At 68.9% G+C, this 26,361-nt stretch carries 25 protein-coding genes; 6 read left to right on the top strand and 19 right to left on the bottom strand.

Annotation, left to right across the window (positions count from 1 at the left end; genetic code table 11):
- Nucleotides 1–51: 51 nt before the first annotated feature.
- Complete coding sequence (locus tag ACW7G2_RS07320) at nt 52–1,308, bottom strand: sigma-54 interaction domain-containing protein (protein WP_456974257.1); 1,257 nt, start codon at nt 1,306–1,308, stop codon at nt 52–54.
- A 524-nt stretch (nt 1,309–1,832) separates the two neighbouring features.
- Between ACW7G2_RS07320 and ACW7G2_RS07315 the strand changes: the two genes are divergently transcribed.
- Together ACW7G2_RS07315 and ACW7G2_RS07310 are read left to right on the top strand one after the other, a co-directional pair.
- Nucleotides 1,833–2,939 (top strand): PA0069 family radical SAM protein, encoded by a 1,107-nt coding sequence (locus ACW7G2_RS07315; RefSeq protein WP_456974255.1) that lies wholly within the window; start codon nt 1,833–1,835, stop codon nt 2,937–2,939.
- An 81-nt stretch (nt 2,940–3,020) separates the two neighbouring features.
- On the top strand, nt 3,021–3,797 hold the full coding sequence (locus ACW7G2_RS07310; RefSeq protein WP_456974253.1) for a sensor histidine kinase: 777 nt from the start codon (nt 3,021–3,023) through the stop codon (nt 3,795–3,797).
- An 11-nt stretch (nt 3,798–3,808) separates the two neighbouring features.
- On the opposite strand, the gene ACW7G2_RS07305 is transcribed toward ACW7G2_RS07310, so the two are convergent.
- From ACW7G2_RS07305 to phhA, 4 genes are all read right to left on the bottom strand, one after another.
- Complete coding sequence (locus ACW7G2_RS07305) at nt 3,809–4,537, bottom strand: 2OG-Fe(II) oxygenase (protein WP_456974251.1); 729 nt, start codon at nt 4,535–4,537, stop codon at nt 3,809–3,811.
- A 22-nt stretch (nt 4,538–4,559) separates the two neighbouring features.
- Nucleotides 4,560–5,762: an amino acid aminotransferase gene (locus ACW7G2_RS07300; protein ID WP_456974249.1), complete on the bottom strand. Its 1,203-nt coding sequence runs from the start codon at nt 5,760–5,762 to the stop codon at nt 4,560–4,562.
- A 97-nt stretch (nt 5,763–5,859) separates the two neighbouring features.
- Nucleotides 5,860–8,007: a TonB-dependent receptor family protein gene (locus tag ACW7G2_RS07295; RefSeq protein ID WP_456974247.1), complete on the bottom strand. Its 2,148-nt coding sequence runs from the start codon at nt 8,005–8,007 to the stop codon at nt 5,860–5,862.
- 73 nt (nt 8,008–8,080) lie between these two features.
- Nucleotides 8,081–8,968 (bottom strand): phenylalanine 4-monooxygenase, encoded by an 888-nt coding sequence (phhA, locus tag ACW7G2_RS07290; protein ID WP_456974245.1) that lies wholly within the window; start codon nt 8,966–8,968, stop codon nt 8,081–8,083.
- Nucleotides 8,969–9,095: 127 nt separating this feature from the next.
- On the opposite strand from phhA, the gene ACW7G2_RS07285 reads away from it, so the two are divergent.
- Nucleotides 9,096–9,569: an Lrp/AsnC family transcriptional regulator gene (locus tag ACW7G2_RS07285; RefSeq protein WP_456974243.1), complete on the top strand. Its 474-nt coding sequence runs from the start codon at nt 9,096–9,098 to the stop codon at nt 9,567–9,569.
- Nucleotides 9,570–9,581: 12 nt separating this feature from the next.
- Here the strand turns inward: ACW7G2_RS07285 and ACW7G2_RS07280 are convergent, their stop codons facing one another.
- The 6 genes from ACW7G2_RS07280 to ACW7G2_RS07255 form a co-directional block, all read right to left on the bottom strand.
- Entirely contained in the window at nt 9,582–10,637 is a 1,056-nt protein-coding gene (locus ACW7G2_RS07280) for a patatin-like phospholipase family protein (RefSeq protein ID WP_456974241.1), read from the bottom strand.
- 73 nt (nt 10,638–10,710) lie between these two features.
- The gene (locus ACW7G2_RS07275; protein ID WP_456974239.1) at nt 10,711–11,022 is read right to left on the bottom strand and encodes an AzlD domain-containing protein; all 312 of its coding nucleotides are present in this window, start codon (nt 11,020–11,022) and stop codon (nt 10,711–10,713) included.
- Complete coding sequence (locus ACW7G2_RS07270; protein WP_456974237.1) at nt 11,019–11,711, bottom strand: AzlC family ABC transporter permease; 693 nt, start codon at nt 11,709–11,711, stop codon at nt 11,019–11,021. Before ACW7G2_RS07270 ends, ACW7G2_RS07275 begins: the two co-directional genes overlap by 4 nt.
- Before the next feature lie 185 nt (nt 11,712–11,896).
- Nucleotides 11,897–13,597 (bottom strand): M28 family metallopeptidase, encoded by a 1,701-nt coding sequence (locus tag ACW7G2_RS07265; RefSeq protein WP_456974235.1) that lies wholly within the window; start codon nt 13,595–13,597, stop codon nt 11,897–11,899.
- A gap of 69 nt (nt 13,598–13,666) precedes the next feature.
- Nucleotides 13,667–14,734 (bottom strand): serine hydrolase domain-containing protein, encoded by a 1,068-nt coding sequence (locus ACW7G2_RS07260; RefSeq protein ID WP_456974233.1) that lies wholly within the window; start codon nt 14,732–14,734, stop codon nt 13,667–13,669.
- Between the two features lie 149 nt (nt 14,735–14,883).
- Nucleotides 14,884–15,666: a rhomboid family intramembrane serine protease gene (locus ACW7G2_RS07255; RefSeq protein WP_456974231.1), complete on the bottom strand. Its 783-nt coding sequence runs from the start codon at nt 15,664–15,666 to the stop codon at nt 14,884–14,886.
- A 66-nt stretch (nt 15,667–15,732) separates the two neighbouring features.
- On the opposite strand from ACW7G2_RS07255, the gene ACW7G2_RS07250 reads away from it, so the two are divergent.
- On the top strand, nt 15,733–16,905 hold the full coding sequence (locus ACW7G2_RS07250) for a class I SAM-dependent rRNA methyltransferase (RefSeq protein WP_456974229.1): 1,173 nt from the start codon (nt 15,733–15,735) through the stop codon (nt 16,903–16,905).
- Nucleotides 16,902–19,049: a gluconolaconase gene (locus ACW7G2_RS07245; RefSeq protein WP_456974227.1), complete on the top strand. Its 2,148-nt coding sequence runs from the start codon at nt 16,902–16,904 to the stop codon at nt 19,047–19,049. Before ACW7G2_RS07250 ends, ACW7G2_RS07245 begins: the two co-directional genes overlap by 4 nt.
- Before the next feature lie 30 nt (nt 19,050–19,079).
- On the opposite strand, the gene ACW7G2_RS07240 is transcribed toward ACW7G2_RS07245, so the two are convergent.
- On the bottom strand, nt 19,080–19,448 hold the full coding sequence (locus ACW7G2_RS07240) for a DUF488 domain-containing protein (protein WP_456974225.1): 369 nt from the start codon (nt 19,446–19,448) through the stop codon (nt 19,080–19,082).
- Nucleotides 19,449–19,587: 139 nt separating this feature from the next.
- Between ACW7G2_RS07240 and rmuC the strand changes: the two genes are divergently transcribed.
- Nucleotides 19,588–20,943, top strand: coding sequence for a DNA recombination protein RmuC (gene rmuC, locus ACW7G2_RS07235; protein ID WP_456974507.1), 1,356 nt, complete (start codon nt 19,588–19,590; stop codon nt 20,941–20,943).
- Between the two features lie 124 nt (nt 20,944–21,067).
- Here the strand turns inward: rmuC and ACW7G2_RS07230 are convergent, their stop codons facing one another.
- From ACW7G2_RS07230 to fabG, 7 genes are all read right to left on the bottom strand, one after another.
- Nucleotides 21,068–22,117, bottom strand: a complete 1,050-nt coding sequence (locus ACW7G2_RS07230; RefSeq protein WP_456974505.1) for an MlaA family lipoprotein — start codon at nt 22,115–22,117, stop codon at nt 21,068–21,070.
- 90 nt (nt 22,118–22,207) lie between these two features.
- Complete coding sequence (locus ACW7G2_RS07225; protein ID WP_456974224.1) at nt 22,208–22,513, bottom strand: STAS domain-containing protein; 306 nt, start codon at nt 22,511–22,513, stop codon at nt 22,208–22,210.
- The gene (locus ACW7G2_RS07220; protein WP_456974222.1) at nt 22,500–23,153 is read right to left on the bottom strand and encodes an MlaC/ttg2D family ABC transporter substrate-binding protein; all 654 of its coding nucleotides are present in this window, start codon (nt 23,151–23,153) and stop codon (nt 22,500–22,502) included. The genes ACW7G2_RS07225 and ACW7G2_RS07220 overlap by 14 nt, the downstream gene beginning before the upstream one ends.
- Entirely contained in the window at nt 23,150–23,701 is a 552-nt protein-coding gene (mlaD, locus tag ACW7G2_RS07215) for an outer membrane lipid asymmetry maintenance protein MlaD (protein WP_456974220.1), read from the bottom strand. Before mlaD ends, ACW7G2_RS07220 begins: the two co-directional genes overlap by 4 nt.
- 37 nt (nt 23,702–23,738) lie before the next feature.
- The gene (locus tag ACW7G2_RS07210) at nt 23,739–24,485 is read right to left on the bottom strand and encodes an MlaE family lipid ABC transporter permease subunit (RefSeq protein ID WP_456974218.1); all 747 of its coding nucleotides are present in this window, start codon (nt 24,483–24,485) and stop codon (nt 23,739–23,741) included.
- Nucleotides 24,485–25,273: an ABC transporter ATP-binding protein gene (locus tag ACW7G2_RS07205; RefSeq protein WP_456974216.1), complete on the bottom strand. Its 789-nt coding sequence runs from the start codon at nt 25,271–25,273 to the stop codon at nt 24,485–24,487. The genes ACW7G2_RS07210 and ACW7G2_RS07205 overlap by 1 nt, the downstream gene beginning before the upstream one ends.
- Nucleotides 25,274–25,409: 136 nt before the next feature.
- Nucleotides 25,410–26,165, bottom strand: a complete 756-nt coding sequence (gene fabG / locus ACW7G2_RS07200; protein ID WP_456974214.1) for a 3-oxoacyl-ACP reductase FabG — start codon at nt 26,163–26,165, stop codon at nt 25,410–25,412.
- Between the last annotated feature and the right edge of the window lie 196 nt (nt 26,166–26,361).

Raw genomic sequence — 26,361 nt, 5'->3', positions numbered from 1 at the left:
ATCGCCGTTGCGTTGCGGCGCGCCCGGCGTCGGCTGCCCAGCGCCGGCCTCTCAGCGCAGCTCGGCCAGCGACAGCTGGTGCTTCTTGCACAGCCGGTAGACCGTGACCCGGGAGACCCGCAGGCGGCGGGCGCAGGCGCTGACGTTGAAGCCGGTCTCGCGCAGGGTCGACAGCACCGCCTCGCGTTCGGCGCTGTGGCGGGCGCTGTCCAGGCAGTCTTCCCCGTTGCGGGCTGCGTCGTGCTCCAGCTGCAGGTCGGCCACGCTGATCAGCGGCCGCCGGGTGATCACCGCGGCACGGCGCACGCGGTTGAGCAGCTCGCGCACGTTGCCCGGCCACGGATGGGCAAGCAGGGCGCGCCGGGCCGAGGGGTCGAACCCGCGCGCGCTGACCGGGTGCAGGCTGCGGAACTCTTCCAAAAAACACCGGGCGAGGATCTCGATGTCGCCGGCGCGCTCACGCAGCGGCGGCATCTGCAGATGCAGTACGTCCAGGCGGAAGTAGAGGTCGCGGCGGAACCGGCCGCGTTCCACGGCTTCGGTCAGGTCCACGTGGGTGGCCGCCAGCACGCGCACGTCCACTTTGGTGGAATGGCTGTTGCCGACCCGCTCCAGGGTGCCTTCCTGCAGCACGCGCAGCAGGTTGGCCTGCGCGTCCATGGGCAGGTCGCCGATCTCGTCCAGGAAGATGGTGCCGGTGTTGGCCGATTCGAACAGGCCGATACGCCGGCTGGCGGCGCCGGTGAAGGCCCCGCGCTCATGGCCGAACAGCTCGGCCTGGATCAGCCCGGGCGGCAGCGCGCCGCAGTTGACCGCGATGAACGGGCTGCGGCGGCGATCGGAAAGATCGTGCAGGGCGCGCGCCGCGAGCTCCTTGCCGGTGCCGGTTTCCCCGGTCACCAGCACCGGCAGGTCCACGCGCGCGTAGCGGTGCAGCGTGGCGCGCACCTCCAGCATCGGCGCGCTCTGGCCGATCATGCCGCCGATGTCGCCGCTGCCCGGCGAGCGTTCGTCGAAGTTCGCCAAAGCCTGGGACAGCTGCTGGGTGTTGAACGGGCAGACGATGCGTTCGCCGCAGGCCCGCAGGATCGGTTGCAGCGCCGGATCATCAGCCCCATCGTCGGGAATCATCGCGATCAATGGAAGATCGGCGTGATCGACCACGGTGCGCTTGAGCGCTTCAATCACCTGTGGGGCGCCATTGCGCAGGTCCACCAGCGCTACCACCTGGTCACCGCCGCGCATGCCCACGTGGCCGTCGGCGCACGGATCAACCACGCGCAGGTTCCAGCCCGCCGCGGCCAACATCTTCCGTTCGTGCGCGGAGGGTTTTCCGAACCAGATCACGCAGCGTCGATGAGGAGAAGGACTGTCCATGGATCGTCAGGTCTGAAAGAAGGGAGTCACGGGGGCGAGTGGGAACCGCCAGGAGCGTCCGGGGCGGGGTTACGCGGAATTCGCGGAATGGGCGCCGACGGCAGGTTGACCGGCCCCAGCCACGACCTGTCCCCGCCGCATGGGCGGAAAGCCGGGACCAGGTCTCCGGCTGCACATGACAGGCGGGCATTGACGAGTGGAATTCCATTCAGCGTCGCGCAATGGCGGCGCGTGCCAGGGAGACTGCCTGGCATGCAGGAACTGCAGGAATTGATGATGGAATGGACGGACTGCCAGCATGATGTTTCCCCCGGTAAATGTGCGCTGGTCCTCGTATTTCGTCAGTGCATGAGTAATTAACGAAAGGACCGCGGGCGACCGGACACCCACGTATTCAGCTGACTCCTTCAGCTTCCGTCTCGGGCCCTGCGACGGCGGCGTGCCAGCATGGTGCCATGCGAACCCGCGCCAGACCCCACGGCCCCGCCACCGAACCCGTCCGCGGTCGCGGCGCTGCGTCCTTTGTCGACGGGCGCTTCCAGCGGCAGGCCGTGCGTCTGGAAGACGACGGCTGGGACAGCCTCCAGGTGCTTGCCGAAGAGGCGGGGCAGTCGCGCCTGGAAACCGTGGTGACGGAAGAAAAGGCGCGGCGGGTCATCAGCCGAAACCAGTCGCCGGACGTGGGTTTCACCCAGTCGGTCAATCCCTACCGGGGCTGCGAGCACGGGTGTGTGTACTGCTTCGCCCGGCCCTCGCACGCCTATCTGGACCTGTCGCCGGGTCTGGATTTCGAAACCCGGCTGTACGCCAAGACCAACGCCGCGGATCGTCTGCGCGAGGAACTGGCCAAACCCTCCTACCGCTGCTCACCGATCGCGCTGGGCATCAACACCGACGGCTACCAGCCGATCGAGCGCAAGTGGGGCGTCACCCGGCAGCTGCTGGAAGTGCTGGCCGAGTGCCGCCACCCGTGCAGCATCGTGACCAAGGGCGCGCTGGTTGCCCGTGATCTTGACCTGCTGGCACCGATGGCCCGCCAGGGCCTGGTCACCGTGTACCTGTCCATCACCACGCTGGACAATCGCCTGTCGGCAAAAATGGAGCCGCGGGCGGCCGCGCCCCATGCGCGCCTGGCCACGGTCAGGCGCCTGTCCGATGCCGGGATTCCCGTGGGCGTGCTGGTCGCCCCGGTAGTGCCGGCGATCACCGACATGGAGCTGGAAGCGATCCTCGAGGCGGCGCGCGAGCACGGTGCCGGTGCCGCCAGCTACGTGCTGCTGCGCCTGCCGCATGAGCTCAAGGAGATCTGGCGCGAGTGGCTGGCCCTGCACTATCCCGATCGCGCTGCGCACGTGATGAGCCTGATCCAGCAGATGCGCGGCGGCCAGGATTACGACAGCAGCTTCGGCCGGCGCATGCGCGGCGATGGGCCGTTCGCCGACCTGATCGCCGCCCGCTTCGCCCGCGTCCAGCGGCGCCTGGGCTATGGCCGGCTGCCTGCGCTGGATTGCGGCCTGTTCGTTCAGCCGCGGGCCCCGTCACCGCAGGGCGAACTGTTCTGAGGGCGCGCGCAGCCCGGAAATTCAACGTGACCATCATCGCCACGCCGGTACACTGCGATCGTTTCACAGGGGCTTTGCGCGATGCTTTCCGATCCAGATTCCGCGCCGACGTCGCTCACCCCCGTCGAGCGGCTGGTAAAAACTGAACAGGCGTTGCAGGCGCTGCGCACGCAACAGGAGGTGCTGGCAGCCGGCATTTCACACGATCTGCGCGCCCCGCTGCGCGCCATCAGCAGCTACGCCGGCTTGATTGACCAGCATCATTCCGCCGCGCTGGGGGAGGAGGGCCGCGGTTACGTGCAGCGCATCCGCGAAGCGGCCGCGCGCATGGATGGCCTGATCGACGGGCTGTTGCAGCTTTCCCACGTGGCCCGCGCGTCGCTGCGCATGCAGCGCGTGGATGTGGGCCTGCTGGTGGAATGGAGCCTGGCCGAACTGCAGGACGCCGAGCCCGGTCGGATCCTGGAAGCCACCGTACAACCCGACTTGTTCGTCCGCGGCGACGAGCGCCAGCTCAAGCAGCTGTTCGAGCGCCTGCTACACAACGCCTGGAAGTTTTCCAGCCAGCAGGAGACGGTCCGGATCCGGGTCAGTGGCAAGGTCGTTGATGGGCGCATGCAGATCAAGGTGGGTGATGAAGGGCGCGGCTTTGACATGCGTTATGCCGGGCGTCTGTTCGAGCCGTTCCAGCGCCTGCACCCCACCGAACAGGGCGGTGGCGACGGCCTGGGCCTGGCGATTGCCCACGCCATCGTCGAGCGTCACGGCGGCCGCCTGTGGGCAGACTCGGAGCCGGGCCACGGCAGCACATTCCATGTGCAACTGCCCCTGGATACCGGCCCGGAAGCCCGGGAATAAGCAAAAGGGGATCAGCTTCCGTCGGCGGTGGCGCTGTACAGCTGTTCAGCACGCTGGAACAGGATCCAGCTGGTGGCAATGAACTTGTCGCCACCCTCGGGCCGGTTGCCGCGATGGGTGTGGGTAAACGCGGTGGGCGCGATCAGCAGGTCGCCGGTGCGTGGTGCCACCTTGCGCTGCTGGAACAGGAATTCGGTTTCGCCGGCGCTGAACCCGTCATTGAGATAGATCGTCCACAGCAGGTGGCGGTGCAGGGTCTCGCCCTGGGCATCGCGCGGGTACAGCTCGCAGTGCCAGTACGGATAGCCGCCTTCGCCGGCGGCATACCACTGCAGGTTCACCTGGCCCGGGCGCAGGCAGGTGCGGGCCAGCTGGCCGAGGGCAGCGTTGTCCATCGCCGCCAGGTCGGCCGCTTCCAGCCGGCGCAGCTGGCCGTCGGGGCCGGGCTGCTGCAGCATCAGCGGGGCGATCAGCGCCTGCGGCCAGCGGCGCAGGTAATCGAGCAGGCCGGCGTAGACCGCCACGTTCAGCGCCTGCTCCACGTCGGCCCATTCCCGGTTGTCCGCCAGTGACAGGTCGCGGCTGCGCTTGAGCTCGGGATACACCCCGCCGCCCACCTGGCCCGGCTGCAGCTGGCTGCTGGCCCGCATCCGCTCGACGATGAGCGCGCAGGTATCTGCATCCAGGGCGCCCGGCACCACGTGGATGAAATCGTCCATTGCGCCGGCGTCTGCGTCCATGAGCGTCCCCTGCCGGTGTCGGTCAGCCGCGGCTGACCCTGGAGACCGCCTCGGCCACGTAGTCGATGTTGTCCATGTTCAGCCCGGCCACGCAGATGCGCCCGGTGCCGACCGCGTAGATGCCGAACTCCTCGCGCAGGCGGTCCACCTGGGCCCGGCTGAGACCGGAGTACGAGAACATGCCTGCTTGGTGGCGGATGAACTCGAAATCCGCCGCGCCGTGCGCCGCCAGCCGTTCCACCAGGCCGTCACGCAGGGCGTGGATGCGGGTGCGCATCTGGCCCAGCTCTTCTTCCCACTGGGTGCGCAGTGCCGGGTCGTTGAGCACGCCCGCTACCAGCGCGGCGCCGTGGTTGGACGGGCTGGAATAGTTGGTGCGCACCAGCCGCTTGACCTGCGACTGCACGCGCTCGCATTCCTCGGTGCTGTCGCTGACCACGGTCAGCGCGCCGATGCGCTCGCCGTAGAGCGAGAACGACTTGGAGAAGGAGCTCGCCACCAGGAAGTTGCGGATCGGCGACTCGGCCAGCAGGCGGATGGCATGCGCGTCTTCGGCGATTCCCTGGTCAAAGCCCTGGTAGGCCATGTCCAGGAACGGCACCAGCTTGCGTTCGTGCAGCAGGTCGATCACCTGGGCCCACTGTTCGCGGGTCAGGTCGGCGCCGGTCGGGTTGTGGCAGCAGGCGTGCAGCAGCACCACGGTGCCGGCTTCCAGCTTGCCCAGGTCGGCCAGCATGCCGTCGAAATCCAGGCCGTGGCTGGCGTCGTCGAAATAGGTGTAATCCACCACCTCGAAGCCGGCCGCCGGAAACAGGGCGCGGTGGTTTTCCCAGCTTGGCGTGCTGATCGCCACGCGGGCGAATGGCAGCGCGTGCCTGAGCAGGTCGGCGCCGACCCGCAGCGCGCCGCTGCCGCCAATGGTCTGGGTGGTGCTGGCGCGGCCTTCGCGGATCAGCGGCGAATCGGCGCCAAACAGCAGTTCACGGGTGGCAGTGCGGTAATCGGGCATGCCGTCGATCGGCAGGTAGCCGCGCGGCGGGCTGCGTTCGGCCAGCTCGCGCTCCACCTGCTGCACCGCGCCCATGACCGGGATCCGGCCTTCCTCGTCGTAGTAGATCCCGACCCCAAGGTTGACCTTGGTGGGACGTGGATCAGCGCGAAAGGCATCGGTCAGGCCGAGGATCGGATCCCCGGGCACGAGTTCCAGGTTCGAAAAAATGGACACGGCATCACTTTGTCAGCGGAAGGAAAGGGCCGGGAAAACCGCGGCCGATATCCCGTCAAACATAACATTTCCGGCGCTGGCCTACCGGCGTCGCGGCTCAGGGACGGCCGGTCCAGTGCAGGCCTACCAGCCAGCTGCGGTCGCGGCCCGGCTCGTAGAAGCGGCCGTTGCCTTCGTTCACGATCACCGAGCCGATGTGGTCGCGATCGAGCAGGTTGTCGATGCGCGCGAACGCCCGCCAGGTGCCGCCCGGCCCGCGCCAGCTGCGCGAGGCCTCCAGGTTCAGCAGGCCATAACCTGCTGCCGATTCCGTGCCCAGGTCGTTCACCGGAACGGAAGACACCGCTTCACCTTCCAGGGCCGCTGTCCACGGCCCCTCGCGCCATTCCAGCCGGGCCGACAGCTGCTGTTCCGGCACGCCGGGGATCCGGGTCCCGGCCGGCACCAGGGTCGATGGCACGGTGCAGCCAGCGCCCTGGCAGATCAGGTAGTCGCTGCGGAACGTGGCATCCAGCTGGGTCGCGGCCACGGCGAGGTCGAACGCTTCGCCCAGCGGCATGCCCCAGGCCAGCTCCAGGCCCTGGCGGCGCGCGCTGCCCACGTTGCGGAAGCTGCTGCGGCCGCCGGCATTGCGGGCCACGGCCAGCTCATCGGCGGTATCGGCGCGGAACAGGGCGGCCTCCAGCCGCATCCCGGCGTCGCCGCGCCACTTCATGCCCAGCTCGTAGTTGTCGCTCACCGCCGGCTGCAGGTCGAATGCCAGCCCGGCGCCGCCATCGGCGCGATAGGAAATTTCGTTGAAGGTCGGGGTCTCGAAGCCCCGGCCTGCCGAGGCATATACCCGCAGGTTCCGGTCCGGCGCGTAGCTGATGCCGGCCACCGGGGCGGTATGGCGGTGGCGCACCTGGCCGCTGTCGTCAGGATTGACCCCGGTCACGAAGCTGTCGCTGGAATCGAACTCCACCTCGCTGTGGCGCGCGCCCAGCAGCAGCGACCAGCGATCCGCCAGCCGCCACCAGGCCTGGGCATAGACATCGGCGTTTTCCAGCCGGTTGCGCTCGTCGCGGCGCAGCCCGCCGCGCACGCCGAGCTGATCGCCGACGAAGTTCTCCCAGCCACGCCGATCCTGGCGCTGGCGGTCCACGTTGGTACCCACGGTGACTTCCAGCGGGCGCCCGGCCAGCTCCGACTGCAGCGACCAGCGCGCATCGAAGCCGTGGTAGCGGTTGTCCAGGTCGATCACCCCGCCGGCATGCAGCGGGCCGCCCTGCGGCGCGGGCGGGATCGGCAGATACTGCAGCACCTCGCGCTCGCCGCCGTAGGCCATTACCCGGATCACCTGATTGGCGCCGATGTCGTGCTCGTACACCGCGCCGGTCTGGCTCTGGCGCACGCTCTTGCGGGTGTTGTAGATGTGGGCATTGGCCACGGCCTGGCGTGGATCCTCGCGCACCTGGTCTGCAGTCAGGCCCAGCGGATCCTGCGCCTCGGGGATATCGACGTGGTTGGCCACCAGCTGCAGGCGTCCAGCGGTGCCGATATCAAAGCCGAGCTTGAGGTTGGCCACGTCACGCCGCGCGGCGCTGTGGTCGCGCCAGCCGTCGGTGTCCAGGCGCGAGAGCGCCAGGTTGTAGCCCATGCGCTCGGTCCCGCCCAACAGCTGCGCCGCCGCGGTCCAGGTACTGTCGGCGCCCCAGGTGGCGCGGGCCTGCCAGGGATCACCCGGCTCGCCATCCGCGCTCCAGATCTGCACCACGCCGCCCGAAGAGTTGCCATGCAGGGCGGAAAACGGCCCGCGCAGGACTTCCATGCGGTCCGCGCCGATCAGGCTGAAGTGCGACAGCTGGCCCTGTCCGTCCGGCATCGAGGCGGGGATGCCGTCGGCGTACAGGCGCAGCCCACGCACGCCGAAGGTGGCGCGCGAGCCGAAGCCACGGATCGAAAGCTGGGTGTCCTGGGCCAGGTTGTGGCGGTTGCGCGCCAGCAGGCCGGGGATCCCGCGCAGGGATTCGGACACGTCGGCGTCCGCGCCGCTGGTCTCCCCACGCATGGGGATGACGCTGGCTGAAGCCGGCATGTCGAACGCGTCCACGCCGCGCAGGCGCGAAGCCTGCACCACGATGCGGTCCAGGGTGACTGCGTCGCTGGGGGCGCCGGCAGTGTCAACGGCAGGAGCAGCAGCAAGGAGTGGGGCAGCGGCCATCAGGCCGGCCACGGTCAGGGACAATCGGGGGAAGGAATGCATGCCCGCAATGATCTCCGATCTTCCGTGTGCAAAAGATCACGGCGGCGGAACAGAGCGGAGTGCCGATGCTCTCTCAGATGTCGCCGTCGGCGTCCCAACCTTCCCCGGTGCCGCGCTGGAACACCTTGTCGCCTGCAAGCAATTCACCCGCCGCGACCGACTCCTGCGCCTCGACCCGCGCATAGATCGGAGTGAAGTCCGGCTCGGTTCCCCGCATCAGCTGCTCGAAGCTGTCGATCACGAAGTAGGTCTTCTGGTAGGTGTCGATGCGGTAGCGGGTACGCATGATCCGCTCCACGTCAAAGCCCACCCGGTTCGGCGCCGCGCTCTCCAGGCTGTAGATCGATTCGCCCTTGGACGAGACGATCCCTGCGCCATAGATGCGCAGGCCTTCCGGGGTGTTGATCAGCCCGAACTCCACCGTGTACCAGTACAGCCGGGTCAGCGCCTGCAGCGCGTCCGGGCCGATGCCATGGGCCTTCAGCCCGCCCTCGCCATAGGCCTGCATGTAGTTGGAGAACAGGGGGTTCATCAGCAGCGGCACGTGCCCGAACAGGTCGTGGAACAGGTCGGGCTCTTCGATGTAGTCGATCTGGTCCGGGCGTCGGATCCACCAGGTCACCGGGAAACGACGGTTGGCCAGGTGGTCGAAGAAATCCAGCTCCGGCAGCAGCCCTTCCACGCCAATCAGCTCCCATCCGGTGGCCTTGCGCAGCTCCACGTTGAGCTCGGAAAACTTCGGAATGCGCTCGGCGGTCATGCCCATGGCGTCCTGGGCATCGAGGAATTCGTTGCAGGCAAGGCCCGGCAGGATCTCCCGCTGGCGCGCGTACAGCGTGGCCCAGGTGTCGTGGTCGTCGGCGCTGTAGTCGTCCCAGGGCTGCTCCACCACGCCGGTGGCATACACAGGCACCTTGCCCTTGTCGGTGTGCAGGTTTTCAACGCGGCGTGGCTGGCTCATGGCAGGTTCCTGGCAGGACTGTCATTCCAGCGTAGCCCGCAGGCGGCGCAACGGGTTTGCGTTGTTGCGTAGGATCCAGTTAATTGCACATTATTGTTGTGCCATAAGCCTATTGGGCGACAGATCAATGCAACCAATCCAGATGGACCGCACGGACCTTCAGCTGCTGGCCGAGCTGCAGCGCCACGGCCGCCAGACCAATACGGAACTTGCCGAGCGCGTGCACCTGTCGCCGTCGGCCTGCCTGCGCCGGGTGCAGCGGCTCGAGCGCAGCGGGGTGATCGCCGGCTACCGGGTGGAGCTGGATGCCGAGCGCCTGGGGCTCGGCCTGCAGGCGTTCGTGCGCGTGCAGCTGGAAAAGCACGATGCCAGCTACGTGCAGCGCTTCAGCACCGCGGTCCAGGGCTGGAATGAAGTTGTCGCCTGCCACGCCCTGAGCGGCGATATGGACTATCTGCTGCAGGTGGTGGTGCAGGACCTGGACCATTTTTCGCGCTTCCTGCTCGACCGCCTGCTCAATGCCACCGGCGTGGCCGATGTGAATTCCAACTTCGTGCTGCGCACGGTCAAGGAATTCCGCGGGCTGCCACTGCCGGGCTGAGCGGCAGGAGGATCAGCGCAGCCCGGAAGCCCCCGCCGCCGTCTGGCAGCTTTCCGGACCGCGGAACGGGTTGAGCGCCTGTACCCAGCCGCGGCTGCACTCGGCCGGTTCCGGCTCGGGCAGCGTGCGCGGAACCAGCGCCATCGCGCGCTGTTCCTGGACCCGGGCGATGGCCTGGAGGACCTGCGGCATCGCCGCGAGGGCCGCGCGTTCGCCATCGGCGATCGCCCGCGCGCGCTGGCTGAAATCGGCCGGGCCGATGTCGTTCACCGGCGGGCGGATCACCACATCGGCGCGGCGGCGCTCCTCGGCGCCCAGGCGCTGGCCCATGATCGCGATCGACTGGTTGACGATGCCCAGCAAGTGGTCGGGCGTCGTGCCGCTGGCCTGGGTGGAAATGTCCACCGCGATCACCACGTCGGCGCCGAGCTGGCGCGCCGCGTCCACCGGCACCGGGCTGCTGACCCCGCCGTCCACGTAGCTGTACTCGCCGATCTTCGCCGGTTCGAACACGCCGGGCACCGCGCTGGAGGCACGCACGGCCTGGCCGGTGTTGCCGCGGGTGAACACCGTGCGCGCGCCGTTGTCGAGCCGGGTCGAGACCGCGGCGAACGGTTTGCCCAGCCGCTCGATCGGGCGCCCGTCTACCTGGGCATTCACATAGTCCTGCAGCTTCTGTCCCTGCAGCAATCCGCCACTGAACAGTCTCACGTCGCGGATCGCGGCCTCGTCCAGCGCCACCGCGCGCTCCTGCAGTGCGAATGCGTCCATGCCGCCCGCATACATCGCGCCCACCACGCTGCCGGCGCTGGTGCCGGCCACCACGTCAATGCTGATGCCGTTCGCCTCCAGCATCTTGATCACGCCGATGTGGGCGAAGCCCTTGGCCGCGCCGCCGCCCAGCGCCAGGCCCACCCGCACGGGAGGCGGCTCCGGCAGCGGTGCCGGGGTCGGGTCGATGGTCACCGGGGCCACCGGCCGCACTTCGTTGTGCCCACAGGCGGCCAGCAGCACCAGCGTGCACAGCAGGGCCAGCGGAAAGCGGAAGAAGGAAGGTCGGGCGGTCATCATCGGCGGGTTCCGGAACATCCGCATGAGCATATCGGTCCGAGCCCTGTCGGCAGCTGAAGGCCGCCGTGGTTCAGGGCAGGCCGGCCAGCCGCAGCAGGGCGGCGGCCAGCGCCCCCACCGCCACCACGCCCAGGAACGGCACCCGCAGGGCCAGCGCCGCCGCGGCCGCCAGCAGTGCGCCGGCACGGGCATCCAGCATCAGTGCGCCACCGCCGGCGAAGGCGTTCATCACCGTCAACGACGCCAGCAGGCCGATGGTCAGCGCCGCGGTCACCCGGGTCATACGCGCGCCGGCCAGCCACGTTTCCGGCACCAGATGACCGGCCAGCTTGGTCGCAAACGCCAGCAGCGATGCCAGCAGGATCCAGGCCCAAATGGTCATCGCTTGCCCTCCCGCCATGCACGCGGCAATACCGGACCGCGCCAACCCAGCGCGCCTGCCACCAGCGCCGCGATCAGGATCGGCACGCCCGGCGGCGTCAGCGGCAGCGCCACAGCGGTGACCAGCGCGCACACCAGCGCGATCGCCACCGGCTCGCGTCCGCGCAGACGCGGCCACAGCAGGCCGAGGAACGCCGCCACCGCAGCGCCGTCCAGTCCCCACTGGCGTGGATCGCCCAGCGCATCGCCCAGTGCCGCGCCGAGCGCACTGAACAGGTTCCACAGCACATAGACGCCCAGACCCGCGGCCCAGAACCCGCGCCTCTGCTCGGCCGGATCGCTCTGTGAAGCCGCAGTGGCGGTGGATTCGTCAATCGTCACCTGTGCCGCCAGCAGGCGCTTCCATCCGCGCGGCCGCAGCCACTGGTTGATCTGCATGCCGTACACCGCATTGCGCACCCCCAGCAGGCTGGCCGCACCAAGTGCCGCTGCACCCGTCCCGCCGCCGCCGAGCACGCCGATGAAGGCGAACTGCGAGCCGCCGGTGAACATCAGCGCGCTCAGCGCCACCGTCTGCCAGAACGACAGCCCGGCGGCCACCGACAGCGCGCCAAACGAAATGCCGTACAGACCCGTGGCCACGGCAATGGACAGGCCGATTTTCTCGGCCGGAGTAGGGGAGCGAAGCATCACGCCAGTGTGCCGGGCAAGCGTTGCACACGGGCTGACCGGTGCATCATCCCTCCCGTAGGAGCGCGCCATGCGCGCGAAACCGCGTGAATCATGGTGATGCGATGTGGCTTCGGATCCTGCGTCGCAGCCGAAGCCGCGGTGTGCTGATCGCCGTCACGCGGCTTCGCGCGCATGGCGCGCTCCTACAGACGGGGGGCGAAGCGCTCGCCGAAGAAGTCGCCGGGGTTCCACTCGGGGCGCGCGCTGTCGTTGCCGATGCGGGTGGCCAGCGCCGCGCTGAGGCGGGCCAGGCGGGCGGCATCGTCGTACTGGATGGGCTGGGTCGCGTCGTCGCAGGGCTGGTGATAGCAGTTGCGCAGGAAGTAGGTGAGCGCCAGGCGCGGATCGCGTTCGCCATCGGCCGACTCCACCCCGCCGTCCAGGTACACCGCGGGAATCCTGCCGTGCACGAATGCGTACTGGTCGCTGCGCACGAAGGCGACTTCTTCGGGGAAAGGATCGGGTGACAGCTTCACTCCCACCTCTTCAGCCGCCGCCTCCACCGCCGCCTGCAGGGTGGAGTGTTCCGCGCCGATCACTACTGCGTCGGTGCTCGGGGCCAGCAGCACCGGCATATCGATGTTGATGTTGGCCACCAGACCCTCGCGCGGCACCGTCGGCCTGGCTACGAAGTGCTGGGCGCCGAGCAGACCCTGCTCCTCGCCGGTCAGCGCGGCAAACAGCTGCGAGCGACGCGGCGCCGTTTCGGCAGTGGCCATCATGTTGGCGGTCTCGAGCATGATCGCCACGCCCAGGGCGTTGTCGATGGCGCCGTGGTGGACCGCATCGCCATCGCGCAGCTGGATGATGCCCACGTGGTCCAGGTGGGCGGTGTGCACCACGTGCTCGTCCACCAGCGACGGATCGCTCCCTGGCAGGCGGCCGATCACGTTGTGCGAATCCAGCGCCTCGATGCGGGTGCCACCTTCAATCACCACCGTGGCGTCCAGCGCGAACGCGCGTCCCTTCCCGGTGCGGGCGGTCTCGAATACCTGCGCCGCGGTGCGGCCGGGCGCCATCAGCAGCTTGTCCGCCTTGGCCACGCTCACCGCCGCCACCGCCTGCAGCTGCGGGAACCCATCCACCGCGAAGCCTTCGGCATCGCGCAGGCGCATGGCCGGCTTGTCCCACGCCGCCTGCATTCGCGCCCACGGCAGGCGCGCTTCGAACTGCGGCGAGGACACGATCACCGCGCCCACCGCGCCGCGATCCACCAGCGCCTGCATCTTTTCCCGGGTGGCCGAATGCAACGCGCGCGCGTAGTGGTCGAAGCTGTCCGGCGCGCCCGGCAGGATCACCGCGATCCGGCCGCGCAGGTCCACGCCGGCAAAGTCATCGTGGTCCAGCTCCGGTGCCTGGATCGCGTGGCCGACGAACACCGCCGGCGCGCGCACAGAATGGCGTGCCACGTTGAAGTTCGACCACGGCAGGAAGTCGTCGCTGAAGCGCAGCTCTTCCACCTCGCCACCGCGCTCCACTGCCAGCCGCGCGCCCTCGCGCAGCGGTACGCCGGTCAGCAGCGGTACGCGCTGGAACCAGGTGCCGCCGTCGCCGGCCGGCTGCAGACCGGCTTCGGCCATGCGCGCAGCCGCAAAGGCCGCTGCACGCTCGAAGCCCGGGGTGCCGGTCTCGCGTCCTTCCAGGCTGGCGTCGGCCAGTCTCCGCAGGTCGGCCTCGATCCGCTGCGCGGCCGGATCGCTGGACTGGGGCACGGCGTCGGCCATTGGTGCCGCCGGCGGTTCCGGTGCGGCGGGTTCAGGCGGAGCCTGTGTGCAGCGCCAGCCAAGCACGGCCAATGCCGCGAGCACGATCAATACCAGGGCAATCCGCAGCGTTCGGGACATGGCAGTTCGGGAAGTCGGTCGGTCGTGGGAGATCGCCAGGCCCGGACGGGCGCGGCGAGGGCGCAGGGATCAGCGGCTGAATTCTTCCATGATCCGCCGCGCCAGCGGATACGGACGCGGGGCGTTGCGGTTGGTCAGCACCAGCACGGTCAGGCGCTGCTCCGGGTCGCGGATGATCACGTTGCGAAAGCCCATGGTTTCGCCCGAGTGCCACATGCGCTCGCCGTCCAGGCGCCAGCCGTAGCCGTAGGCGCCCACGTTGTCCTCGCCCACCGGTACGCCGGTCTGGTCTGAGAACGCCAGCGCGCGGGTGGCGTCGGACAGCAGGCGGTTGTCGGACAGCGCCGCGTCCCATTTCGCCATGTCTTCCAGCGAGCTGTAGATGCCGCCGTCGCCCAGCACCGCGCTGGTCGGGCTCTGGTCGGTCCGGGTCCACGATCCGTCGACCAGGCTGTGGCCGAAGGCGCGGTTGGCCACGGTGGAAATGCCGTCCTCGAACGCCACGCTGTTGTCCATGTCGAGCGGGTTGAAGATGCGCGCGCGCAGCACGTCCGCATAGCGTTCCCCGGTGGCCCGCTCCACGATCTGGGTCAGCAGGGCATAGGCGCTGTTGCTGTAGCGGTACTGCGTGCCGGGTTCGAAATACAGCCGGTCCTGTCCTGCCAGGATGGTGAGCACGTCGGCATCGCGCACCTGGCGGTCCAGGCCCTCGGGCATCACGTCTTCGTAGTCGATCAGGCCGGAGGTGTGGGCGAGCAGGTGGTGGATGGTGACCCCGTCGGTTGCCTCCGGTAAAGATGGCAGCCACTTGCGCACCGGGTCGTCCAGCTGCAACCGGCCGTCTTCGGCCAGCAGCAGCACCGTGGCCGCGGTGAACGCCTTGCTGACCGAAGCCAGGCGGAAATTGGTCTCCGAAGTGACCGGGGTGCCGGCCTCCACATCGGCCAGGCCGTAGCCGCGGCGGACCACCGCCTCGCCATCGCGAAGCACGAGCACCGCCGCGCCGGGCACGTTGCCGTTGTAGTCGGACATGATCTCGTCGATCGGATCGGCCTCGGTGGCGGCGGGTTCGGCGGAGCTGCCGTCGGCGCAGCCGGACAGGGCCGCGAACAGCGTTGCAAGCAGGAGTGTGCGCATGACCGGAGTCTAGCGACCCGGGTAGGAGCGCGCCACGCGCGCGAAGCCGCGTGACATTGATCCTCGCGGCGAGGCTCCGGATGGGATCACCGTGACCGAAGCTCCCCCACGAAACGGAATTCACGCGGCTTCGCGCGCGTGGCGCGCTCCTACAGGGGAGGGTCGTCTGCGCTTTTAGGGAGGGGGCGGAACTGGAGCACCTGGCCGTGGCGCGGTTCGTCGCGCTGCCACAGCACCGGCACGTCGTCGGGGGCCGCGGGTTCGAACTGGTCGCGCTCGCGCGCTGCATCCTGTTCGGCCTCTTCTTCCTCAAGCTCCCAGCTGTATTGCTTGCGCGGCGGGCGCGGATCGCTGGCCCGGAACAGCCAGGCGGCCACCACGCCGCCCACTGCCCCGCCCAGGTGCGACTGCCAGGACACGCCCGGCTCCTGCGGCAGCACCGTGAGCAGCATGCCGCCGTAGAAGAAGAACGCGATCATCCCGGCCGCGACCGAGGGCCGGTCGCGGCGCAGGATGCCGAGCACGAACAGCAGGAACATCAGCCCGTGGGTCACGCCGCTGGCGCCCAGGTGGCGCGATCCGGGATCGCCCAGCCACCACGCGCACAGCCCCGCGCCCAGCCACATCAGCGGCAGGGCCCGCGGCGTGGCCCGCGGATACAGGGTGAAGGCCAGCGTGCCCAGCATCAGCAGGGCGGTGGCATTGGCGAACAGGTGCTCGGGCGAGCCGTGCAGCAGCGGCGCGGTCAGCACACCCAGCAGCCCCGCCGCTTCCCGTGGAGACACCGCGAACGGGCGCCAGTCGATCATGTGCTGCACGCCGAACATCACCGCAAGCAGGGCAACGAAACCGACGGCCAGCCTCAGCGCCTTGCCAAGCCGACGGCGGTCGGCCGCGTGCTGGGCTTTGGGGTCGGCTGGCGGTTCAGGCATCTCCAGGTGCATGCCCAACACAATGGCGCCGGAATTCCGCGATGCAACCTGCCTTAGAATCGCGGCATGGATTCCCCACTGCCCACGGTCAGGCTCAAGAACGCCTGGCGCTCGTCCCATCCCTGGATCTTCCAGCGGCTGGTCGAAAAACCCGCCCAGCGGATCAGCCCCGGCACCATCGTCGACGCAGTCGGCGTGGACGGGGCCTGGATCGGCCGCGGTTTCTACAACGGCCGCTCGCGCATCGCGCTGCGGATCCTGGAAACCGACCCGGACGTAGCGGTCGATGCCGCCTGGTTCCAGCGCCGGATCGGCGAGGCCATTCGCCTGCGCCGCGAGGTGCTGCGGCTGGATGAGGTGAGCGACGCCTGGCGCGCGGTGCACAGCGAGGGCGATGGGCTCTCCGGCCTGGTGGTGGATCGTTACGCCGACCTGCTGGTCATCGAGTTCTTCTCGGCCGGCATGTTCCGCCACCGCGAATGGATCTACGAGGCGCTGCGGGAACACTTCCCCGGATGCCGCATCCACGCCTCCGCCGACGAGCACGTGCAGAAGCAGGAGAGCTTCGATTTCCGTGGCAGCGTGCCGGCCGATCCGGCGGTGATCACCGAGAACGGGGTGAAGTTCCGCGCCGATCCCGCCGGCGCGCACAAGACCGGTTTTTTCGCCGACCAGCGCGAGAACCGCGAATGGCTCTCGCGCCAGTGCGAGGGCAAGCGGGTGCTGGACCTGTGCTGCAACACCGGCGGTTTCGGCATCTACGCTGCCGCGCGCGGCGCGCTGGACGTGACCGGCGTAGACATCGACGGCGCGGTGCTGGAGATCGCCGCCGCCAATGCGCGGCTCAACGATGTGCGCGTGCGCTTCGTGCAGGCCGACATCTTCCCGTGGCTGCGTGACGTGGCCTCGCGCGATGCCGATGGCTGGGACGTGGTGGTGCTGGATCCGGCCAAGATGACCCGCGACCGCGAACAGGTGATCCCGGCGCTGAAGAAGTACCTGGACATGAACAAGCTGGCGCTGGGCGCGGTGAAGCCGGGCGGCCTGTTCGCCACCTTCTCCTGTACCGGGCTGGTGAGTGAGGAACAGTTCCTCGACATGCTGCGCCGTGCGGCGTTCTACGCCGGCCGTACCGTGCAGGTGCTGAAGGTGGCCGGCGCGGGCGCCGACCATCCCTTCCTGGCCCACGTGCCCGAGTCGCGCTACCTGAAGGCGGCCTTCTGCCGCGTACTGGATTGAACCGGCGGCACCGGGCGCCGCGGCCCGGAACGCGCCGCGCGCTGCTGGGCGTGGTGCTGCTGGTGTTGGCTGGACTGGCCGCCACCCTGCTGTGGCCGTCGCGGGATGACGACACTCCGGCCGCCCCGCCGGAGACCTCGTTCGATTGGCAGGCGCGGATCGCCCTGCTGGCCGGTGACGGCCATCGCGGCGTGCGCGACGGCGCGCTGGTACGGGCACGCTTTGATGAACCCTGGGGTCTGGTACGCGGCCCGGATGGCAGCCTGTTCGTGGCCGATGGCGGCGAAGCCAATCGCATCCGCCGGATCACGCCGGATGGCCATGTGCACACCTTTGCCGGTGGCGAAGAAGGCTTTGCCGATGGGGTGGGCGCGCAGGCCCGCTTCCACACCCCTTCCGCGCTGGCGGTGGATGCCCACGGCAATCTCTATGTAGCCGACACCGGCAACCACGCGGTGCGCCGGATCACCCCCGACGGCACCGTGACCACCCTGGCCGGGGACGGCAGCCCCGGCTTCCGCGACGGCCCCGGCGCGCAGGCGCGCTTCCACGGGCCGATGGGCGTGGCGGTGGACGACCTTGGCCGTGTGTTCGTGGCCGATACCTGGAACGACCGGATCCGGGTGATCGAAACCGACGGCCGCGTGCGCACGCTGGCCGGTGGTGATCGGCCCGGGTTCCGCAATGCCATGGGTCTTGAGGCCCGGTTCGATACGCCCACCGCACTGACCCTGGATGACGACGGCCGGCTATGGGTGGCCGATACCGGCAACCGGGCGCTGCGGCGGATCGATCCGGATGGGCTGGTGGATACCTGGCGTCCTTCGCCGTGGGAAGACTTTGATACCGGCCTGGGCCGGCCGCTGGCGGTGGCCGCCAGCCATGATGGGCATCTGTACGTGGCCGAATTGTCGCCGGGCCGGGTGCTGCAGCTGTCGCCGGATGGCCGGATCCGGGTGCTGACCGGTGAGCACGCGCGACAGTGGTTCGCGCGTCCCTCGGCGCTGTGGATCGAGCCGGACGGCAGCCTGCTGCTGGCCGATGCCGCGGGCCATCGACTGCACCGCCTGGCGCCGCGCACCGACGGCAGCGCCGACAGCGCGACCGGCCCCAATCCCGAACGCCTGCTGCCCGCCACCGCCGGTCGCTGGCCTCTCGCGCCGCAGGACGGCTGGCATGAAGTCGTCGGCACGCTCGGCGAAGTGCGCGGAAATTTCCGCGGGGAAAGCCGCAGCCACCTGCACAACGGCCTGGACATCCGCGGCGACGTGGGCACGCAGGTGCGGTCGATCGCCGACGCCAAGATCAGCTCGCCGTTGGCCGCGTGGAGCTTTGGCGGCCAGGCGGAAGGCATCGCTACCGATGAGTTGACCTACCTGCACCTGCGGGTCGGCCGCACGCCGCAGGGCCGCAACCTGGATCCGTCCCGGTTCCAGATCCTGCAGGACGAGGACGGGCGCCCGGAGCGGGTGCGGATTGCGCGCGGCACCCGCTTTGCCGCCGGTGATCCGCTGGGCACCATCAACGCTCAGGCCCACGTGCACCTGATCGTCGGCCCCTTCGGGCACCAGCTCAACGCGATCCGCCTGGGTCTGGTGAACTATGTCGACACCGTGGCCCCGCGCATCGACGGGGTGCTGCTGCTGGATGAGTACGACGAGCCACTTGAGCACCGAGCGGAAGGGCGGCTGCTGGTGCCGCAGGACAGGGGCGGAATGCAGGTGGTGGTGGATGCCTGGGACCAGGTGGATGGCAACCTTGCCCGTCGCCGACTGGGCCTGCATCGGGTGGGCTGGCAGATCCTTGCCGCTGACGGAACCATGCTTCCGGGCCATACCCGGCCGGCGATGAACATCGACTTCTCGCGCATGCCAGCACACACCGGCGCGGTGAAGGTCGCCTACGCTGCCAACAGCGGCATCACCGTGCATGGCGCCGCCCGCACCCGCTTCCTCTACGTGGCCAGCAACCGCGTGCGCGCCAGTGAAATGGCCGTCAGCCACTGGCAGCCGTCGCAGCTGCCGTCCGGCGACTACATCATCCGCGCCTTCGCCGAGGACGCCAGCGGCAACCAGGCCAGCGGCGCCCGCGACCTGCCCATCACCATCGTCCCCACGCTCTCCGCCCCGCCGGCCTGCCCGTAATTCACGCGGCTTCGCGCGCATGGCGCGCTCCTACGAGGTGAGGTATTCCACCAGTGCTACGGCGTTGTTGTGTTCTGTGTCGGCCGCACCGAACAGCAGCGTGACCCGCTTCGCCCCGCGCATCTCCTTGCGCAGCGCCTCAAGCCCGTCCGGGTTGTCGTCCAGCTCCTTGAAGTAGCGCTCGCGGAATCCATCCCAGCGCGCCGGATCGTGGTCGAACCACTTGCGCAGCCCGTCGCTGGGCGCGATGGCTTTGACCCACGCATCCGCGGCCAGGTTCTCCTTTGACACCCCGCGTGGCCACAGCCGGTCCACCAGGATCCGGCGGCCATCGCTTTCAGCGGCCGGTTCGCGCGCGCTCCGGGTGCGAAGCTCCCTCTTGTGGCTGGCCTGCGTCATGCCGCCAATATCGCGCGTCGTCCCGAAGGGCCGTGTGTACGGCCAAGGCCTGGGACCGAACTTGTCGCCGCCACACCAACCGCATCCGCCGCGCAGGCGCAGCTGCTGAGACTGCGCTGGCTACACTGGGCGGATGGATATCCAGTCGCTGTCGTTGATCCTCATCCTGGTCCTGCTGGCGGCGGTGGTTGCGCTGCTGCTGGCGCTGTTGGCACGACGCCCCGGCGATGCGGCGGAACAGTTGGGGAGCACGCTGGAAGCCGCGCTGCGGGACGAGCAACGCGCCGGGCGCAGCGAGCTGCGCGAGCAGCTGGACAGCTTTTCGGCCAGCCAGGCCCAGCGGATGGACGGATTTGCGGAGCGCCTGACCGGATTCAGTGTCCGCATCGACCAGCGCCTGGACACCCTGCGCGAGTCGCTCACCGAGGATGCACGCAAGGCGCGCAGCGAGCTCACCGCCCAGCAGCAGCGCTTTGAACAGGCTTTCGGCCAGCGCCTGAGTGAGCTGACCCAACGCAACGAGCAGCGCATCGGCGAGATGCGCGACACCCTGGAAAAGCAGCTGCAGGCGCTGCAGGCGGACAATGCGCAGAAGCTGGAGAAAATGCGTGAGACGGTGGACGAGAAACTGCAGTCCACCCTCAACACCCGCCTGGATTCTTCCTTCAAGCTGGTGTCCGAACGCCTGGAGCAGGTGCAGCGCGGGCTGGGCGAAATGCAGCAGCTGGCCACCGGTGTGGGCGACCTGAAGCGGGTGCTGAGCAACGTCAAGAATCGTGGCGGCTGGGGCGAGGTGCAGCTGGAGAACATCCTCGAACAGGTGCTGATCGCCGAGCAGTACGAGCGCGAGGTGCGGGTGCGACCGGGGTCCACTGAAGCGGTTGATTTCGCCATCCGTCTGCCCGGCCGCCGCGACGACGACACGCCGGTGTGGCTGCCGGTGGACTGCAAGTTCCCGAGCGAGGATTACGAGCGCCTGCTCGACGCCCAGGAGCAGGGTGACGTGGAGGCTGTGCGCACCAGCGGCAACCAGCTTGAGCGTGCGATCCGGGTGCAGGCGAAGTCGATCAGCGAAAAATACGTGGTGCCTCCGCACACCACCGACTTCGCGGTGATGTTCCTGCCCACCGAGGGGCTGTACGCGGAAACGATCCGGCGTCCGGGCCTGGTTGACCTCCTGCAGCGTGAGTTCCGCATCGTGGTAGCGGGGCCGACCACCTTCACCGCCTTGCTCAACAGCCTGCAGATGGGCTTTCGCACCCTGGCCATCGAACAGCGCTCAAGCGAGGTGTGGAAGCTGCTGGGCGCGGTCAAGAGCGAGTTCGGCAAGTTCGCCGGCGTGCTGGAAAAGACCCATGGCCAGCTTAATACCGTGCAGAACAGCATCAAGCAGGCCGGCGTGCGCACCCGCGCCATCGAACGCCAGCTCAAGGACGTGGAGTCACTGCCCGGGGTGGAAGCCCCGCAGCTGCTGGCCGAGGACGAAGAAGAGTAGGAGCGCGCCACGCGCGCGAAGCCGCGTGAATCGTGGCATTGGGGCGAGGCTTCGGCCACGGCGAGGCATCCGTAGCCCCACCGGAATACCTATCGTCACGCGGCATCGCGCGTATGACGCGCTCCTACAGGTCGGGGATCTGGACCGGGATGGCGTCGGCGGGGACGGTGGGGTTGGCCTCGTCGTCCAGCAGATAATCCGGCAGCAGGTAATCCTCGTCCGCACTCCGGCGGTCGCCGTGGATCTGGTAGTTGCGCCGCTGCAGCCAGGCATCGCGCACCAGCGCGTATTCGTCCGCTGCGCCTTCGCGCATCCGGTCCACCGCCATCAGCTGGGTACGGATATCCACCAGCTGCAGACCCTGCAGGCCTATGCGCACCGCGTCGTCGTCGATCTGCCGGGTCGGGGAAAGCGGCGCATCGCCGGCCAGTCCGAACACGTCACGCACCGTGCGCGGCCCGAACAGCGGCAGCTCCAGATAGCGCGAGCTCTCCCAGCCCCACAAGCCCAGCGTCTGGCCGAAATCTTCGCTGCGGTTGGGGATGCTGGCGTCGGTGGCCGGATCGAAGATGCCGCCGATACCCAGCGTGGTGTTGATCACGAACCGGCCCAGCGACTGTCCGGCCTGCTTCGGCTTGCCCTGCAGCAGCGCGTTGACTGCGCTCACCGGCTGGCCGAGGTTGGAGAAGAAGTTGCTCACGCCCAGCCGCACCGGCCGCGGCACCGCACGTACGTATGCACGAGCCAGCGGCAGCGCCACCGTGCGGTCCACGGCCTTGTTGAAGCGGTGCATGCGCCGGTTGAATGGTTCCCACGGGTCGTAGCTGACCGGCATCTGCGCCGAAGGGGGCAGGGTGGAGTCGGCGATCGGGTCGTAGACCTCTTCGCCGTAGATCGCGGCGAAGTCCAGCTCTTCCTGGGTCGGTGCGAGGGTGGCATCTTCCGCAACGGCCGGGGCAGTGGCCTCGACCGGCTCTGCGGTATCCACCGTCGCTACAGCAGCGGCGGCCTCGGCAGCGATGGCGTCGGTCGCGATAGCCGTTTCCACAGCTGTCGGATGACTGGTTTCCAGCATCGGATCGGTGATGACAGCCGTCGCTTCGGCCGGCGCGGCCGGCGGCGCATCGCTGCGCACCTGGCTGCCGCCCGCGCACGCGGACAGCGCCAGCGCCATGGCCAGCGTCGCTGTGGGGGCCAGCGTGCGATACAGGGGGGAGGGTTGGGTGGTCACAAAGCGGTGCCGTTGGGGGAAGTGGGGGCCGATCTATTGCGGCAGCTGGCCGCCGCCGAATTCCAGCGAAGGCGACAGCCGGTAGGCGGCGCGCAGTTCATCCAGCCCCGCTGGGCTGCCGCTCAGGGCCAGTCCGCCGCCGCGTGCGGACAGGGCCGACAGCAGGGCCAGGCCGGCGCTGTCGATGCGCGGCACCGCGGCCAGATCCAGGCTGCGGGCGCCTTCCAGCGCGGCCACGGCCTGGGGCCACAGGCCGCCGATACGGTCGCGTACCAGGGCGCCGGTGAACACCACCGCGTCGTCCTGGCGACGGACCGAAACGGACTCAGAGCCCGGCATCAACCTGGACCCGGCCGCCGCGCAGCTCATCGGCCACCTGGCGGATCGACTTGTTCTGCAGCTGGTTGTCGAACTGGCGGCGGAAGGTGCTGACGAAGCTCACGCCCTCCACCTGCACGTCGAACACCTTCCACGTGCCGCCGCCCTGGCGCATCAGGAAGGTGACCGGGATCGGCTCGCCGCCCTGGCGCAGCAGCTCGCTGGCCACGCGCACGCCCAGCCCGCGCGGCAGCGCCGTTTCGGAGACGATCCGCGCCTGCAAGCGGGTGTTGAAGTCCAGCAGCGAGGCACCGTAGCGGCGCAGCAGGCTGTCGGCCAGCGCATCGGCGAAATAGGCGATCTCGGCGTCATCGGCGCCGCGGCCGTGGCGGCCCAGCACCTGGCGGGCGGCGTAGTCGCGGTCAAACATGGTCTCGAACTCGGACCGCACGAAGGCTTCCAGCGCGCTCGGGTCGCGCTGGAACTCGGCGCGGCGGCTTTCAAGCGTCGTCAGCACGCGCTGGGTGTTGTCCAGCACCAGCTGGCTGGGCGTGCCCTGGGTCTGGGCAGCGTCGGCCTGGTTGGCCTGGGCCAACACCAGCGAAGGGGCCGCGGCCAGCAGGGCCGAGCCCAGGATCAGGGGAAGAATGCGTGTTTTCATTGGTTCTGCTCCTCGGGGGAGGGAAGCGGTTCGGGGGCAAAGATGTCGTTGCTGTCGGGCGCAGTTTGCCCGCTGTCACCTTCGGGGCCGCTGAACATGTAGCGGCCGACCATCTGGATCAGGTCCACCGCCGGCGTGGTGTAGGCGATTTCCTCGCCCGGCTGCAGCGATTCCAGGTCGCCGCCCGGCTGCAGGTCCACGTAGCTTTCGCCCAGCAGGCCGCCGGTGAGGATGGTGGCCGAGGTGTCGATTGGCAGCTCGTCGTAGCGGCTGTCGATGTCCAGGGTGACGATGGAATCGAACCGCACCGGATCCAGGGCAATGCTGCCGACCCGGCCGATGGTTACCCCGCCCACCTTCACCGGCGCCTGCGGCCGCAGCTGGCCCAGGTCGGTGAAGCGTGCGTTGATTTCATAGGTATCGGCGCCAAAGCCCAGGCTGAAGCGGTTGTTGGTGGACGCGATCGCCAGCACCAGCAGCGTGGCCAGGGCCAGCAGCAGGAAGGCGCCGACGGCGAATTCGAGGCGGGGGCCACGGGAGCGGCTCATGCGGTTGTCTCCATATGGGACATAAGAATTTGGGACATCAGAACAGGAAGGCGGACAGGGCGAAGTTGAACATCAGCACCAGCAGCGAGGCGTTCACCACCGCGCGGGTGGTGGCCACCGAGGTGCCCTCGATGGTCGGCTCGGCGTGGTAGCCCACGTACGAGGCCACCAGCGCCGCGGTGCCGCCGAACACGGCGGACTTGATGAAGGCGTTGACGAAATCGTTGCGGAAATCCACCGCGTCCTGCATCTGCTGCCAGAACATGCCCGAGTCGATGCCCAGCACCTGCACGCCCTGGAACCAGCTGGTGGCAATCGCGAAGCTGCAGAAGAACCCGGTCAGCAGCGGCACCGTGATCACCGCCGCCCAGAACCGCGGGGCCACGGTCTTGGCCACGGGGTCGATCGCCATCAGCCCCAGCGCGGTGATCTGGTCGGTGGCCCGCATCAGCCCCAGCTCGGCGGCGATGGACGAGCCCGCCCGGCCCACGAACAGCAGCGCGGTCAGCACCGGCGCCAGCTCGCGGTACAGGCCCAGGCCAATCAGGATGCTGACCTGGTTGGTGGCGCCGAAGGTCTCCAGCCCGCGGAAGGCGAGCAGGGTCAGCGACAGGCCGACGAAGGCGCCGCCCACGGCGATGATCGGCAGCGAGCGGCCGCCGATCTTGTAGATCTCGCGCACCAGCTCGGCGAAGAAATCCGCGGTCGGCTTCGACGCGCGAAGTACCGACAGCGAGAACAGGCCCGCGCGGCCGACGGAACGTGTGGCTTCTGCGAACGGCATCAGGCGACCCTTTCCCGCGGTGCGGTGTCAAAGGCGATGGGACCATCCGGCCGGCCGTCCAGGAACTGGCGCACCAGCGGGTCGGCAGTTTCGTGCAGCTCGGCCGGCGTACCGTTGAACACGATCCCGCCGTTGGCCAGCACCACCGCCCGGTCGGCGATCGACAGGCTTTCGCGCACGTGGTGGGTGACCACGATGCTGGTCAGGCCCAGGGTGCTGTTCAAGCGCGCGATCAGTCCGATGATCACCCCGATCGCGATCGGGTCCAGCCCGGTCAGCGGCTCGTCGTACAGCATCAGCGGCGGATCCAGCGCCAGCGCCCTGGCCAGGGCAACGCGCCGGGCCATGCCGCCGGACAGCTCACGCGGATACAGGTGCCCCGCCGTGCGCAGGCCCACCGCGTGCAGCTTCATTTCCACCAGCCGTTCCAGCACCGGGCCGGCCAGCTTCGTGTGGGTCTGCAGGGGCAGGGCGATGTTCTCGGCCGCGGTCAGGTCGGTCAGCAGGCCATTGTTCTGCAGCAGCATGCCAATGCCTTTGCGCAGCTCCAGCAGCGGGCGCTGCTTGCGCGGCACCTGCTGGCCCAGCACCTCGATGCTGCCCGCGGAAATCGGCAGTTCACCGGTCATCGCCGCCAGCAGGGTCGACTTGCCGCAGCCTGACGGCCCCAGCACCGCGGTGATGCTGCCGCGCGGCACGGCCAAGTCGATATCGGACAGGATCGTGCGCGGCCCGCGGTCAAGGCGGACACCGGAGAGGCGCACGGCGATGTCGGAGTTCTCGGGCATTTGGCAGGCCGGTGTGTGCAGCGCGGTTGACCGCGCAGGATTGCAGATGGTTACTGAACGCAGGGCCCGTATTGTACCGGCCAGTACAGCAACCTCCGTCCCGCCGGGCGGGACGGAGCGTCGCGCCGCGACTGCGCTACAGCAACGCTTCGGGCGATTCCGGCAGGATCTGCCCGCCGTCGACGATGATCGTCTGGCCGGTGATGAACGCCGCCTCGCGCGATGCCAGGAACGCCACCGCGTGGCCGATGTCCTCCGGCGTGCCCAGCGTATGGGTGGGGATGATCGCGCGCTGCTGGTCCAGGTAGGCCTCGCCCTGCGCCTTCAGTCCCGCGGTGAGGATGTTGCCGGGCTGCACCGCGTTCACCGTGATGCCGCGGTTGGCGTATTCCAGCGCCGCGCTACGCATGAAGCCCAGCTGCGCCGCCTTGCTCGCGCCGTAGTGGCTCCAGCCGGGGAAGCCTGTGATCGGCCCGGTGATCGACGAGGTGATCACCACCCGCCCGTAGCCGCGCGGCGCCATCGCCTTCAGCGCCGCCTGCACCACGAAGAACATGCTTTTGACGTTGACCGCCTGCATGTGGTCCCAGTCGGCCTCGGTCATGTCCTCGAGCGTGGCCTGGGGGAAGATGCCGGCGTTGGAGGCGAGGATGTCGAGCTGGCCGAACTCCTCCACAATCTCCGCCACCACCGCCTGCACCCGCGCCTGGTCGGTCACGTCCAGCGGCTTGAACACGCCGCCGATGTCATTCGCCGTAGCCGCGCCGGCGTCCGCGTCGATGTCGGCCACCACCACCTTCGCCCCGGCCTTGGCCAGTACCGTGGCAATGCCCTGGCCGATGCCAGCCGCGCCGCCGGTGACCAGCGCCACCTGTCCTGAAAGATCGAACATGCTTCTGCTCCTGTTGCGCCAAGTACGTCCGGGACCATCCTAACCCTCGCGTAGGAGCGCGCCATGCGCGCGAAACCGCGCGACACCTGGCCATGCCGCGGGGGCGTCGGTCATGGCGAACCGCCCGACTCCTCCCCGCGAAACATGATTCACGCGGCTTCGCGCGCATGGCGCGCTCCTACATAAAACCGCTGTC

Source organism: Luteimonas sp. A277 (assembly GCF_054052045.1).
This window is presented reverse-complemented; position numbering and strand designations above follow the sequence as displayed.